The organism is Haloarcula sp. H-hyl6, from assembly GCF_056934455.1.
This window is the reverse complement of the sequence record NZ_JBRIIK010000001.1, coordinates 615150-627889: the sequence shown is the minus strand read 5'-3', so window position 1 is coordinate 627889 and position 12740 is coordinate 615150. Positions and strand designations below refer to the sequence as shown.

14 protein-coding genes are annotated in these 12740 nt (G+C 68.4%); 8 read left to right on the top strand and 6 right to left on the bottom strand.

Going from position 1 to position 12740, the window contains the following annotated elements:
- Positions 1-21 precede the first annotated feature (21 nt).
- Entirely contained in the window at positions 22-207 is a 186-nt protein-coding gene (locus Hhyl6_RS03245) for a DUF7333 family protein (RefSeq protein WP_483737788.1), read from the top strand.
- Here Hhyl6_RS03245 and Hhyl6_RS03240 read toward each other — a convergent pair.
- Positions 199-951, bottom strand: a complete 753-nt coding sequence (locus tag Hhyl6_RS03240) for a hypothetical protein (RefSeq protein ID WP_483737787.1) — start codon at positions 949-951, stop codon at positions 199-201. The genes Hhyl6_RS03245 and Hhyl6_RS03240 overlap by 9 nt on opposite strands.
- Positions 952-1030: 79 nt before the next feature.
- Between Hhyl6_RS03240 and Hhyl6_RS03235 the strand changes: the two genes are divergently transcribed.
- A complete protein-coding gene (locus tag Hhyl6_RS03235; RefSeq protein WP_483737786.1) occupies positions 1031-1336 on the top strand; it encodes a MazG nucleotide pyrophosphohydrolase domain-containing protein in 306 nt (101 codons plus the stop codon).
- Here the strand turns inward: Hhyl6_RS03235 and dnaJ are convergent, their stop codons facing one another.
- Positions 1337-2488 (bottom strand): molecular chaperone DnaJ, encoded by a 1152-nt coding sequence (gene dnaJ / locus Hhyl6_RS03230; RefSeq protein WP_483737785.1) that lies wholly within the window; start codon positions 2486-2488, stop codon positions 1337-1339.
- 132 nt (positions 2489-2620) lie between these two features.
- On the opposite strand from dnaJ, the gene Hhyl6_RS03225 reads away from it, so the two are divergent.
- From Hhyl6_RS03225 to Hhyl6_RS03215, 3 genes are all read left to right on the top strand, one after another.
- Entirely contained in the window at positions 2621-3142 is a 522-nt protein-coding gene (locus tag Hhyl6_RS03225; protein WP_483737784.1) for a hypothetical protein, read from the top strand.
- Positions 3143-3208: 66 nt separating this feature from the next.
- Positions 3209-4948, top strand: a complete 1740-nt coding sequence (locus Hhyl6_RS03220; RefSeq protein WP_483737783.1) for a Rieske (2Fe-2S) protein — start codon at positions 3209-3211, stop codon at positions 4946-4948.
- A 63-nt stretch (positions 4949-5011) separates the two neighbouring features.
- Positions 5012-5188, top strand: a complete 177-nt coding sequence (locus Hhyl6_RS03215; RefSeq protein ID WP_483737782.1) for a DUF7987 family protein — start codon at positions 5012-5014, stop codon at positions 5186-5188.
- 87 nt (positions 5189-5275) lie between these two features.
- Here Hhyl6_RS03215 and dnaK read toward each other — a convergent pair whose 3' ends face one another.
- The 4 genes from dnaK to Hhyl6_RS03195 all read right to left on the bottom strand — a co-directional run bounded on the left by dnaK (position 5276) and on the right by Hhyl6_RS03195 (position 9023).
- Positions 5276-7195 carry a molecular chaperone DnaK gene (dnaK, locus tag Hhyl6_RS03210; protein ID WP_483737781.1) on the bottom strand — a complete coding sequence of 640 codons (1920 nt, stop codon included), beginning with the start codon at positions 7193-7195 and terminating at the stop codon, positions 5276-5278.
- 248 nt (positions 7196-7443) lie between these two features.
- Positions 7444-8118, bottom strand: a complete 675-nt coding sequence (locus tag Hhyl6_RS03205) for a nucleotide exchange factor GrpE (protein WP_483737780.1) — start codon at positions 8116-8118, stop codon at positions 7444-7446.
- A 42-nt stretch (positions 8119-8160) separates the two neighbouring features.
- Positions 8161-8781 (bottom strand): hypothetical protein, encoded by a 621-nt coding sequence (locus Hhyl6_RS03200; protein WP_483737779.1) that lies wholly within the window; start codon positions 8779-8781, stop codon positions 8161-8163.
- A gap of 50 nt (positions 8782-8831) precedes the next feature.
- Entirely contained in the window at positions 8832-9023 is a 192-nt protein-coding gene (locus tag Hhyl6_RS03195; protein WP_483737778.1) for a DUF1328 domain-containing protein, read from the bottom strand.
- A gap of 123 nt (positions 9024-9146) precedes the next feature.
- Between Hhyl6_RS03195 and Hhyl6_RS03190 the strand changes: the two genes are divergently transcribed.
- The 3 genes from Hhyl6_RS03190 (at position 9147) to Hhyl6_RS03180 (ending at position 12721) form a co-directional block, all read left to right on the top strand.
- Entirely contained in the window at positions 9147-9926 is a 780-nt protein-coding gene (locus Hhyl6_RS03190; RefSeq protein WP_483737777.1) for a YihY/virulence factor BrkB family protein, read from the top strand.
- 45 nt (positions 9927-9971) lie between these two features.
- The gene (locus Hhyl6_RS03185; protein WP_483737776.1) at positions 9972-11306 is read left to right on the top strand and encodes a DEAD/DEAH box helicase; all 1335 of its coding nucleotides are present in this window, start codon (positions 9972-9974) and stop codon (positions 11304-11306) included.
- Positions 11307-11386: 80 nt separating this feature from the next.
- On the top strand, positions 11387-12721 hold the full coding sequence (locus Hhyl6_RS03180; protein WP_483737775.1) for a TIGR00341 family protein: 1335 nt from the start codon (positions 11387-11389) through the stop codon (positions 12719-12721).
- The last annotated feature ends 19 nt before the right edge of the window (positions 12722-12740 follow it).

Below are 12740 nucleotides of genomic sequence, written 5' to 3'. Positions count from 1 at the left end.
GCTCCCTAACCCCCGGCTGTCATGGAATTCGACGCGACAAAGACGGCGGCGGCCTTCCTCGTGCTCTTCGGCGTCCTCGCCGGAGGGACGCTGATGAGTCCGATGACGACTAGCACCGTCATGATGGTGCTCGGCGGACTGCTCGTGTTCGGCGTCGTCACGCTCCTACTCGGCGTCAAGCACGGAGAGTACCGCGCGTCACACTGAGATATCGGTCGGTCGAATCACTCGCTCTTCTGGAACCGCTTTCCCCTGTGGAGCCACGGCCACGTCGGCCGCTTCGTCGTCGCTGAGTCGGACTGTCGCGCCCGCACGCATCGGCGCGAGCAGGCCGGCGACGATGGCTCCCGTCGAGGTGACTGGCGCACGGAGGGCGAGTGTGGTCTCGGCGTCGATATCGTAGTCGGCGACCAGTCGCTCGCTCGCCGCGAGCAACTCCCCGTGCGTGTAGGTCCGGTCGCCGGCCAGCGCCGGGTCGTCGGGGGCCACCTCACCCGGCGGTTGGAGCGGGTTCTCGCTCCACAGTTCGCGTTCGAACTGCGCGACGGTCGGGTCGTCGCTCGGCCCGCCGTAGGCCAGCGCCTTCGTCCCGGGAGCGAGTTCGTAGCGGTCCAGCCACGCCGCGGGAGCGACCAGCGCCGTCGCGTCCACCGCGCCCGGCGGGTCCACGTCGACGACGGCGCCGTCGAGCGTCGCCGCGAGGAATGCCAGCAACGGGTCCGGAGCGGCCCCGACGTACCCGGGTTCGTCCCCTTCTGTCGGGTTCTTCGGCCCGGCGACGACGGCCACGCGGGTCCCTTCGCGGACGCCGTAGTGGCGCATGAGGTTGCCGCCCTTCCACGCGTTCGTACAGAAGTCGCGGTAACTGTACGGGGCCGTGCGCTCCGGCGAGGCGAAGATGTGGCCGTCGCGGCCGCGGCCCTCTGCGACGAGGTCACCGAGTACCTGCATGCCAGAGGGTTGGGGACGACCGGACAAAAGCCAGACGGAAACCGCAACACAGAACTGGACACCGCGATTCGACCGGCCCATGGACCGACAGGAACAGGTCGCGGCGTTCCTCGCCGACCACGACCTCTCGACACCGCCCGCCTACCGCGTCCTCGACCTCGCCTCGGAACTGGGCGAGGTGGCCAAAGAGGTGAACGAGTCCACCGAGTACGGGAGCGACCCCTCGGCGGCCGCCGTCGCGGAGGACGAACTCGGCGACGCGCTCTTCGCGCTGTTGGCGCTGTGTGCGGAACTCGACGTCGACGCCGACGCGGCGCTGGAGACGGCGCTGGCGAAGTACGAAGGCAGACTCGACGACGCCGAGACGCCCGGCAGCGGCGAGTGACTACAGCGAGTTCTTCAGTTTCTCGAAGAAGCCTTCCTCGACCTCGACCTCCTCGCCGCCGGCCTCGGCGAACCGTTCGAGGGCCTCGCGTTGCTCGTCGTTGAGGCTGTCGGGCGTGACGACCTGCACCTGCACGTAGAGGTCGCCGTTCCCCCGGCGTCGGAGGCGGGGCATCCCCTTGCCCTCCAGTCGGAACACCTCGCCGCTCTGGGTCCCGGACGGGATGTCCATGTCCACCTCGCCGTCGAGCGTCGGGACGGTGACGGTGTCGCCGAAGACGGCCTGCGGGAAGGAGATGGCGTGTTGGTGGGACAGGTCGTCGCCCTCGCGTTCGAAGTCCGGGTGGTCGCGAACCGACACCTGAATCAGCAGGTCGCCGTTCGGCCCGCCGCGTTCGCCCGGCGCGCCCTCACGTTCCATCCGGAGCGTCTGGCCGTCCTCGATGCCCGGGGGAATCTCCACCTCCAGCGACGCCTCGTTCTGGACGGTGCCGTTGCCCCGACAGGTCGAACAGGTCTCGTCGTACAGCGTCCCCTCGCCCTCACAGCGGCGACAGGTGGCGGTCTGCTGGACGCGACCCATCGGCGTCTGCTGGACCCGCGTGGTCTGGCCCTGCCCGTCGCACTCGGGACAGGTCTGGGAGTCGGCACCCGGCGGGTGCCCCTTCCCGTCGCAGTCCTCGCACGTCTCGGGGCGCGTGACGTTCAACTGCTTCGTGACGCCGTTGTACGCGTCCGCTAAGTCTATGTCCAGTCGCGTCTGGAGGTCTTGGCCCTGTCGCGGGCGGTTGCCGCCGCCGCGGCGGCCGCCGCCACCGAAGAACTGGTCGAAGATGTCCTGCATGTCGAACCCGCCGGCACCGCCGCCGAACGGGTCGCCGCCCATGCCGCCGCGGCCCGCACCGCCGCCGGCGCCGCCGCGCTTCTCGGCCTGTTCGAAGCGCTCGTGACCCATCTGGTCGTACATCCGGCGCTTCTCGTCGTCGGTGAGCACTTCCTTGGCCTTCTTCGCCTTCTTGAACTTCTCCTCGGCGTTCGGGTCGTCGCTGACGTCGGGGTGGAAATCCCGGGCCTTCTCGCGGTAGGCCTCCTGAATCTCGTCTTCGGAGGCGTCCCGCGAGACGCCCAGTATCTCGTAGAAGTCCTGACTCATTCGTTGGTCGTGGATACTGGACTCAGCCACTTCAACGGAACGGGTCTGGTACCGACCCTGGCGAGACGCCACTCGGGGGCCATCGACGCGTGACCGGGGCGCTTATTTCCGTGCCGCTGGAGGTGTCCATCAATGAGGAGTACCACGCGGTCCGACGCGCGCGCCGTCGTGACCGTCGAGCGACTCGCGGTCTGGCTACTGGCGGCGCTGGCTATCGCGGGACTCGCGGTGCTCGCTGTCGGCCCGGGCGCGGACTTGCGGACGGCGGCCCCCAGCGTCGACGTGCAGGGGTCCTACGACGCCGGCGCGGGGTCGGTCACGGTGTCACACGCGGGCGGCGACCGGTTGACGACGATGAGTACGACCGAACTCGCCGTCGCCGTCACCGACGCCGACCGCAACGTGACGACGACGCTCTCGTGGGCCGACGAAGGGAGTGAGTTCCCCGTCACGGCCGGGGACTCGTTCACCGTGGACGACCCGCGAGTCGACGCCGACGGCGACGGCGACTACCTCGACGGTGCCGGGTCGGTCGGGTTCTACCTCGACTCGGGCGACACCGTCGAAGTCGTCTGGACCGGTCGCCTCCTCGGGGCACCGGACGAGCGCACCGTGACGCTCGGCACGGTGACCGTCGGGAACGCTACGGCGTAAGTTCACACGCTCAACAGGAACTCGTTTCAGCGAATCTTTACCAGCGTCTGTGCCGTCTGTTCACACATGGCTACCGAGGACGCCTACCGCGAACTGGTCCCGCTCTCGAACCTCGCCGAGAACTCGCCGCAGGTGGCGCAGGTCGGCGGTCGGTCAGTCGCGCTCTTCCACCACGAGGGGACGGTGTACGCCGTCGACAACCGCTGTCCGCACATGGGGTTCCCGCTCTCGAAGGGGACCGTCGACGACGGCCTGCTGACCTGTCACTGGCACCACGCCCGATTCGAACTGGCCTGCGGCGACACGCTCGACCCGTGGGCCGACGACGTGCAGACGTTCCCCGTCGAGGTACGCGACGGCACCGTCTACGTGGACCCGGACCCTGAACCGGACGTCCCACCGGTGACCCACTGGCGGAACCGCTTGGCCGACGCGATGCAGGAGAACATCGACCTCGTCGCGGCGAAGGCCGTCATCAACCTCGACGACCTCGGCGAGGGCTTCTCGACGCCGCTCGAAACCGCCGTGGACTTCGGGACGACCTACCGTTCGATGGGGTGGGGCCGCGGTCTGACGACGCTCGGTGCGATGGCGAACCTCTACGACGACGTGGCCCACGACGAGAAACTCCGTGCGATGTACGTCGGCGTCACCGAAGTCGCGGACGACTGCTCCGGCGAACCGCCCCGATTCGACCAGTACGAACTCAGCAACCGGGACCTCTCGAAGGCCCGCCTGAAGTCGTGGTTCCGCGAGACCTGCGAGGTCCGGGACAGCGACGGGGCCGAGCGGTGCCTCCGCACCGCGGCCGCCGTCCTGCCGCCCGACGATGTGGTCGAGATACTGTTGGCCGCGGCGACGGACCACCTCTACATGAACGCCAGTCACACCCTCGACTTCGTGAACAAGGCCGTCGAGACGCTCGACCACGTGGGGTGGGCGAAGGCCGAGGACGTCCTCGCCGCCACCGTCGACCAGTTCACCGACGCCAGCCGGAGCGAGGAACTGTCCCAGTGGCGCCAGCCAATCGACGTGGCGGCCCTGTGTTTCGACGCCGACGACGCCCTCCGGGACCTCGTGGCCGCCGGGTCCGAACGCGAGTGGACGCGCCCGGACGACTTCGTGGAGACGTTGCTCGCCGACGACCCCGAAACCGTAATCGACGCGCTCCGTGACGCCGTCCGGGAGGGTGCGACGGCCGAACAGTTGACGCGGGCCGTCGCGCTGGCGGCCGCCCGTCGCGTCGCCCAGTTCGCCACCAGCAACGAGTTCAGCGACTGGAATACGGTCCACCACACGTTCAGCTACGCCAACGCCGCCCACGCGCTGGCCGCCCGCACCGACGCTATCGAGGCGTACAGGCCATGCTTCGACGGCGCGGTGTCGGTGTATCTGGACCGCTTTCTCAACACGCCCGCCGCGCCGATACCCGGCCCGGGTGAGTCGGACCGCGACCCCGCAACCATCCGCGCGGACCTCCTCGCGACGTTCGACGAACAGGGCCGGGTGAACGAGGCGGGTGAACTCGTGAGCGAACATTTCGACGCCGGTGGTGACGTCGACGCCCTGAAGCAGACCCTCGGCGAGGGACTGCTCCGCGAAGACGCGGGCTTCCACGAACTCCAGAACGTCGAGGCGGCGTTCCGGCAGGCCGAGTTCGCCGAGAGCGACGCCGAGCGACGCCTCCCGATGATTGCGACGGCCCGCTATCTCGCGGCCCACTTCCCGACCCGCCGCGAACGCGAACAGACGTTCACCATCGCCCACCGACTGTTCCACGGCGAGTCGATTCACGGGGCGGAGTGAGTCGGTCCCCGCCGGAGAGCGACTGTGCCAACAGTATCGCCCCGCCCCCGCGTAGCGCCGTCGATGCCCGCCACCGAAACCCGAATCACCGCCCGCTTCGTCGTGCTGGGCGTCGCCCTCTGGTCCGTCGCCCGAGCCCTGACACAGCGTACTATCCGCCAGTTTGCCGTCCTCGCCGCCGTCGTCCTCCCGACGCTCGGCAACCAACGGCGTCGACAGACGAGCGAGAACGCCGGCTAACCGTCCAGTAACTCGGAGTGGTCGGCAAAATACGGTCTCTCAGACACCGGCGGCCCGTCGCGCTGACGAGCCGAAGCGGACGACGGCTTACTCGTCGTCGTCTTCGACGTCTTCGAAGTCGGCGTCGACGTACTCCTCGCCCTGCCCGGCCGCACCGCCGGCACCGGCGCCCGCGGCCCCACCGGGTCCAGCGCCGCCCATGCCGCCCGGACCGGCACCCGCAGCGCCGGCGCCACCGGCACCGCCGGCGGCCTGCTGCTGGGCCTGTCCTTCGTACATCTGCTTGCCTATCTCCTGCAGTTCCTCGGAGAGGGCCTCGGTGACCTCCTCGTAGTCCTCGGTGTCGGCGTCCTCGTCTTCGAGGGTCTCCTCGACGTCCTCTATCTTCGCCTCGATGTCGGCGACGAGGTCCTCGTCGATGTCTTCCTCGTTCTCCTCGATGAGCGTCTCGGCGCGGCGCACGGCGGCCTCGGCCTCGTTGCGGGCCTCGATGCGCTTGCGGCGCTCCTCGTCCTCTTCGGCGTGCTGTTCGGCCTCCTCCTGCATCTCCTCTATCTGCTCGTCGGAGAGGCCGGCGCCGCCTTCGATGGTGATGTCTTCCTTGTTGCCCGAGCCCTTGTCCTCGGCTTCGACGTTGACGATGCCGTTCTCGTCGATGTTGAACGAGACTTCGATTTGCGGCGTCCCGGCCGGGGCCGGCGGGATTCCCGAGAGGGCGAACGCGCCGAGCAGTTCGTTCTCCTCGGCTATCTCACGCTCGCCCTGGAAGACGCGAATCTGGACCTGCGTCTGGTTGTCCTGGGCCGTGGTGAATATCTTCGATTCCTCCGTGGGAATCGTCGTGTTCTTCTCGATGAGGCGCTCGAAGAGGCCGCCCTTGACCTCGACGCCCAGCGAGAGCGGCGTCACGTCCAGCAGGACGATGTCGTCCACGTCGCCCGAGAGGACGCCGCCCTGAATCGCGGCACCGAGTGCGACGGCCTCGTCGGGGTTGACGTTCTTCTTCGGTTCCTGCCCGGTCATCTCCTCGACCCGCTCTTGGACCTGCGGCATCCGGGTGGAGCCACCGACGAGGATGACCTCGTCGATGTCGGACTGACTGTACCCGGCGTCCGAGAGGGCCTGCTCCGTCGGGCCGACGGTGCGCTCGATGAGGTCCTCGGTCAGGGACTCGAACTTCGCACGCGTGAGCTTCTGTTCGAGGTCCAGCGGCCCGTCGTCCGTCGTCGCGATGAACGGGAGGTTGATGCGGGTCTCCTTGCGCGAGGAGAGTTCGACCTTGGCTTCCTCCGCGGCCTCGGTGAGGCGCTGGAGGGCCTGTCGGTCGTCGCGCAGGTCGATGCCGTGTTCGGCCTCGAACTCGTCGGCCAGATAGTCGATGATGGCGTGGTCCCAGTCGTCGCCCCCGAGGTCGTTGTCCCCGTTCGTGGCGACGACCTCGTAGACGCCGCCGCCGAGGTCGAGGATGGAGACGTCGAAGGTGCCCCCGCCGAGGTCGTAGACGAGGACCGTCTGGTCGGACTCGTCGTCGAGGCCGTAGGCCATCGCGGCCGCGGTCGGTTCGTTGACGATGCGTTCGACCTCGAAGCCGGCGATTTCGCCGGCGTCCTTCGTCGCCTGTCGCTGGCGGTCGTTGAAGTACGCCGGGACGGTGATGACGGCCTTCTCTATCTCGTCGCCGAGGTACTCCTCGGCGTCGCGCTTTATCTTCTGGAGAATCATCGCCGACACCTGCTCCGGCGTGTACTCCTCCCCGTCCAGTTCGACCGAGTAGTCGTCCTCGCCCATATGCCGCTTGATGGACTGGATTGTCTGGTCGGGGTTCTTGACCGCCTGATTCTTCGCCGGCTTGCCGACGAGGCGCTCCCCGTCGTCGAACGCGACGACGGAGGGGGTCGTCCGCTCGCCTTCGGCGTTGACGATGATTTCGGGGTCGCCACCTTCCATGACCGCGAACGCGCTGTTCGTGGTCCCGAGGTCGATACCCAGAATCTTGTTGCTCGCCATCTTACCCGCTGTTAGCGGACTCGGCCGGTTAAAAGTTGCTAGATGGTCTGACTCGCGAACGGAAGGGAGTGGCCGCCTGCGGTCGGTTTTGTGCCTATCGAAGGCCGGCGACCGGAGAATATTTCACGCACCGCAATACGACCGTTCGAGCCCCACTCTCTCGCCTGTTCTGGAGCGGAGGTCGACCGGTCCTCATCGCGTCGGTTCGAGGGCCAACGCCCTCACTGTCGCTCGCTCGTCGCCCCTCGCTACTCCTCGCTGACGGTGACCTGCGCCTCGCGCAGCACCTTCTCGGCCATCTCGTAGCCGGGTCTGTGGACGTCCGCGATGGCACCGGGCTCCTCCCCGCTCTCGACGCGGGCGAGCACCTGATGCTGTGTCGGGTCGACGCTCTCGCCGGGGTCGGGGTCGATGACCTCGACGTTCTCGGCTTCGAGGACGTCGTCCAGTTGTCGCAGGGTGGATTCGACGCCGCTCCGAATCTCGGCGTCCTCGTCCTGTTGGAGGGCGCGTTCGAGGTTGTCCCGCACGTCGAGGATGCGAGTCACGAGGTCCTCGGTCGCGCGCTGTTTCTCCTCCTCGCGGCGCTTGTCCATGCGCTTCTTGTAGTTCTGGAACTCCGCTTGCTTGCGCTTGAGTTTGTCTTCGAGTTCGTCGGCCTCCGCTTCGAGGTCGGCGACCCGGCCCTCGAGACTGTCGGCACGGTCCCGGAGGGCCGAGAGTTCGCGGGCGACGGCCTCGGGGTCGGACTCCTCGATGCGCTCGACCAGTTCGTCGTCGACGGCCTCTCCGTCGGTCACGTCGTCGAGGTCGACGCTCTCCGGGTCGACGTTCCCGGGGGCCTCCTCGACGTCCACACCGTCGGTTCCGGCGCCGTCCTCGTCGGGGGTCGCGTCCTCCTCGGCGGCGTCCTGCTCGGTCATACCCGAGGGGAGTCGTCACACGAATAAAAGGATTCAGAAACGTCACGGACCGATTGCGAACGCGTCGCCATCGTAGCGGAACTGCGTCCGGTAGTCGTCCCACTCGTCGAGTTCCTGCAGGCGGTACTTCGCGAACGGCGGGTTCCGGACGAGTTCGAGTTCGGCGATGCGCTCCCGAACCGGTTCGTAGAGGTCGGTCCACGAGAGCGTCGCCAGATTCTCCTCCGGTGGTCGGTCGTCCGGCGTGAAGGTCACCCCGTCGTCGCCTCGTTCGATAGTGCCGTACTGGTACCGTGTCCAGACGGTGTACTCGTCGAACGGCACGCTCTCGGTGGGCGGCGGCGAGCGCCGGTACTGCGCCTTGAACCGCTGGTGGTCCTCACTCCCGCCCCAGAGGAGGCCTCTGGTGAGCATCTTGATTCGGCGCTGGGCGTCCACGCCGCAGTTGTAGACGACGCGGGCGTTCGTGAACTGCCGCGTGCGGAACGTCTCCGCGACGCCCTCGGTGTGCAGGCGGTCCTCCTCGTATTGGTAGGGAAGCGGCGTCCGTGCCGCACGCTCGGTCACCGACCCTAACTCGTCGCCGTGGCGGAGGCCACCGTGGCGGCCCTCGCCCCGCCACGTCGACGGGTCTGTCTCGTCGGGGTTGACCCACCGGCCCATACCGTCAGTTCGACCGCCGGGGATTTAGCTGTTGTTTCGGTGAATGCTCCTCAGAGGACGAGCGAGACGACCATGAGGACGAGGAAGATGAGGACCAGTAGCTTCGCGATGCTCATGCTGAGGCCGGCGACGCCTCGGAACCCAGCCAACCCGGCGACGACGGCGAGGACCAGAAAGAGGAGCGCGTACTCGAGGAACTCGCCACTGAACTGGAGCGGCATCGAGAGGACGTCGTGTACCATACTGGTCGGACGCCTCCCGCGCTCATTGTTACCTGCCTGATAATAGGCGGTAATCGCGCCGTTTACTCGCCCTACTAACATTAAGGCGAGGATAGCTATCCACCGTCCGGACACCGACGACGTATGAGCGGCACAGACCGGCCGGCCGGTCTCCGGGAGACGGTCGCCCGGGTCGTAGCAGCCGGTCGAGAGATGGATTTCGGGCTGACAGCGGCGGCGCTGGCCTACTATGGACTGGTGTCGCTCGTGCCCGCCGCCGTCCTCGGCGTGACCGTCGTGACCGCCGTCTGGGGCCAGACTGTCGCCGACGCGCTGGTGGTGGCGGCCGGCGAGATGCTGTCGCCGGCGGGAACCCAGATGCTCAGAGACCGCGTCACGGGCGCTACGGGACGCTGGCAGGCCTCCGTCGGAAGTGCGCTCGTCCTCCTGTGGGGCGTCCTCCGACTGTTCCGCGGCCTCGACGCCGCGTTCGCTAGAGTGTACCGGACGGACTCCTCAGTCGGTAGCCAGTTCGCCGACGGTCTCGTGGCGATGCTCGGCGTCGCCGGGGCCGTCGCAGTCGTCCTCGGAGCGCGACTCGTCGCCGAGTTCACGGGAACGACGGTGACGGGGCCCTCGCTGGTCCTCGCCCGCGTGGCCGTCATCGCGGTCCTGTTCTGGCCGCTGTACTACACGCTCCCCGACGTGACCCTCTCCGCGACGGAGGCACTGCCGGGGACGGTCCTCGCCGCCGGCGGGTGGGAACTGCTCCGCGTCGCATTCGAACTCTACCTCTCGGCCGGCGCGCGGACCGTGTCGGGGTTGCTCGGAGCGGTCGTGCTGTTCGTGACGTGGCTGTTCTTCGGGAGCGCCATCGTCCTCGCCGGTGGACTCACCAACGCCGTCGTCGCGGGCCGGCGGTGACACCGCCGCGAAACCGTTATCGGACGGCCTGCCGAACCCTCGCTCGTGCTGGAGTTGACGTTCGAGTCGGGCACCGTCCGACTCGACGGGGACGCGCCGGAGGACCTCCCGGGCGTCGAGCGAGACGAGCGCTCGAAGAGCGCACGCGCGCCCGCCCACCGGTACGCCGAGGTCCGTGCGGCCCTCGACGCGCGTGGCGTCGAGTACGCCGACCGCGTGCTGAACGCGCCGTCGCTCGACCTCTCGACGACGTACGACCTCCGAGAGTACCAGCAGGCGGCGCTGTCGGCGTGGCGCGAGGCCGGCGACCGCGGGTGTCTCGAACTGCCGACCGGGAGCGGGAAGACGGTCGTCGGCATCGCCGCGATGGCGGCGCTCGACACCCCCACGCTTGTCGTCGTCCCGACCATCGACTTGCTGGAGCAGTGGCAACGCGAACTGGAACGGGAGTTCGACCGCTCCGTCGGCCGTCTCGGCGGGGGTGAACAGCGCGTCGAGTCGGTCACCGTCGCCACGTACGACTCGGCGTACCTCCGGGCAGACGAACTGGGCGACCGGTTCGGCCTCGTCGTCTTCGACGAGGTCCACCACCTCGGCGGAGAGGGGTATCGTGACGTCGCGCGACTGCTGGCCGCACCGGCCCGGATGGGCCTCACGGCGACGTTCGAGCGCCCGGACGGCGCACACGAAGTCGTCGAGAACCTCGTCGGTCCCCTCGTCTACGACCTCGCGGTCGACGACCTCGCGGGCGACCACCTCGCCGACTACGACATCAAGCGCGTCGCCGTCGAACTCACGGACGCCGAACGGGAGCGCTACGAGGCCGAACAGGGCACGTTCACGGACTATCTCCGGTCCTCGGGCATCCAGTTGCGCTCTGGGAGCGACTATCAGGAACTCGTCAAGCGGTCCGGCACCGACCCCGCGGCCCGGGAGGCCCTGCTGGCGAAACAGCGCGCACGCGAGGTGATGATGAACGCCCAGCGGAAGGTCGACCGCCTCGCCGACATCCTCGACCGGCACCGCGAGGACCGCGTCATCGTCTTCACGGCCCACACGGACCTCGTCTATCGCCTCTCCGAGCGGTTCCTCCTCCCGGCCATCACCCACGAGACGGGGGCCGGCGAGCGACGCGAGATTCTGGAGCGGTTCCGCGAGGGGACGTACTCGCGCGTGGTGACGGCGAACGTCTTGGACGAGGGGGTGGACGTCCCAGACGCCAACGTCGCCGTCGTCCTCTCGGGGAGCGGGTCGGAACGGGAGTTCACCCAGCGCCTCGGTCGGGTTCTCCGCCCGAAGACCGACGGCTCCCGGGCGCTCCTGTACGAACTCGTCACCGAGGAGACGGCCGAGGAACGGGTGGCACGGCGGCGGCGGTAGGAACCCACCTGACCGGACGCCCGGTAAGCCTTCTCAGCGGCCCGATAGGGTCTGCATAAATAACGGGGTTCGGCGGGTGGGTGGAGACAGATGCAGTCGCTGTTCTCTCTCAGTTCGGTAGCGACGCGGGGGCGCGAGCGGTGCGACTGATACAGATACGGGTCGAAGACGAGCACCTCGATTCGGTGCAGGCGGTCCTCGACGACCGCGAGATAAGTTACGTGCAGACGGACGAGGAGAGCGCCGACGGAAAGGCCTCGCTCTTCCAGTTCCCCATCCCGCCGGAGGCCGTCGACGAAGTGTTGGAGGAACTCGAGGAGGCGGGGCTGGACCCCGACCGCTACGCCGTGGTGGCGAGCGCGGAGACGGCCCGGCCCGAGCAGTCCGACGCCGCGGAGAACCACGAGGACCGCATCTCTCACGACGAACTCCGGGGCCGGGCGGTCGGGATGAACCCCGGCGCGGTCACCTACTACGGGATGACCATCCTGAGCGCGGTGGTGGCGACGGCGGGCCTCCTGCTGGACTCGCCGGCCATCGTCGTCGGGTCGATGGTCATCGCGCCCCAGGTGGGGTCGGCGCTCATCGCCGCCGTCGGGACGACGTTGGACGACCGGGCGCTGGTGAAGGAAGGGTTTCAGGACCAGATACTCGGACTCTTGCTCGCCGTGGTGAGCGCGGCCGCCTTCGGGTTCGTCGTTCGCAACGTCGGGTTCGTCCCCGGACAGTTGCGCGTGACGACGGTCCAGCAGATAGCTCAGCGCATCTCTCCGGGGTTCCTCTCGCTGGCCGTCGGGCTGTGTGCCGGGGCGGCCGGCGCGTTCGGCCTCGCGACGGCCCTGCCCGTCTCCCTCGTCGGCGTGATGATTGCCGCGGCGCTCATCCCGGCCGCGGCCGCCGTGGGTGTCGGCATCGCGTGGGGCCTCCCGGCGGTGGCGCTCGGGGCGGGTATCCTCCTGCTCGTGAACGCGGCGTCCATCAACCTGACCGGCTTCCTCGTCCTCTGGGGCCTCGGCTTCCGGCCGCGGGACTGGCCCGACGGGATGCCGTCGCTCGGAACGGTCCGTGGGTACGCCCCGACGGCGATGGCGCTCCTCGTACTGCTGGCGACGTTCGCCGGCGCGAGCACCGTGACCGTCCGCCAGATGCAGGTCGAGACGTCCGTCAACGACGCCGTCGAGGAGGTACTCGCCGGCGAATCGTACGCCGACCTCCGGTTGTTGTCGGTCCGGACCCAGTTCGGCGGCGTCTCGGTTTACCGACTCGACCGCGAGGTAGCCGTGGAGGTGAGTCGGCCGGACGGACAGTCGTACCCGGAGTTGGCCGATAGGTTGGACGCGGCGGTCACCGAGGCCATCGACCAGCAGACGACCGTCGAAGTGACGTTTGTGGACCGGAAGACCGCGGGGTCGTAGTCGGGACCACCCGACGCGA

Bases quoted from the DNA above. Each gene is read 5' to 3' on its own strand.
- Hhyl6_RS03240 (WP_483737787.1), bottom strand. From the start codon at position 951: ATGCAGGTACTCGGTGACCTCGTCGCAGAGGGCCGCGGCCGCGACGGC.
- dnaJ (WP_483737785.1), bottom strand. From the start codon at position 2,488: ATGAGTCAGGACTTCTACGAGATACTGGGCGTCTCGCGGGACGCCTCC.
- Hhyl6_RS03235 (WP_483737786.1), top strand. From the start codon at position 1,031: ATGGACCGACAGGAACAGGTCGCGGCGTTCCTCGCCGACCACGACCTC.
- Hhyl6_RS03225 (WP_483737784.1), top strand. From the start codon at position 2,621: ATGAGGAGTACCACGCGGTCCGACGCGCGCGCCGTCGTGACCGTCGAG.
- Hhyl6_RS03220 (WP_483737783.1), top strand. From the start codon at position 3,209: ATGGCTACCGAGGACGCCTACCGCGAACTGGTCCCGCTCTCGAACCTC.
- Hhyl6_RS03200 (WP_483737779.1), bottom strand. From the start codon at position 8,781: ATGGGCCGGTGGGTCAACCCCGACGAGACAGACCCGTCGACGTGGCGG.
- Hhyl6_RS03205 (WP_483737780.1), bottom strand. From the start codon at position 8,118: ATGACCGAGCAGGACGCCGCCGAGGAGGACGCGACCCCCGACGAGGAC.
- Hhyl6_RS03190 (WP_483737777.1), top strand. From the start codon at position 9,147: ATGAGCGGCACAGACCGGCCGGCCGGTCTCCGGGAGACGGTCGCCCGG.
- Hhyl6_RS03215 (WP_483737782.1), top strand. From the start codon at position 5,012: ATGCCCGCCACCGAAACCCGAATCACCGCCCGCTTCGTCGTGCTGGGC.
- dnaK (WP_483737781.1), bottom strand. From the start codon at position 7,195: ATGGCGAGCAACAAGATTCTGGGTATCGACCTCGGGACCACGAACAGC.
- Hhyl6_RS03245 (WP_483737788.1), top strand. From the start codon at position 22: ATGGAATTCGACGCGACAAAGACGGCGGCGGCCTTCCTCGTGCTCTTC.
- Hhyl6_RS03195 (WP_483737778.1), bottom strand. From the start codon at position 9,023: ATGGTACACGACGTCCTCTCGATGCCGCTCCAGTTCAGTGGCGAGTTC.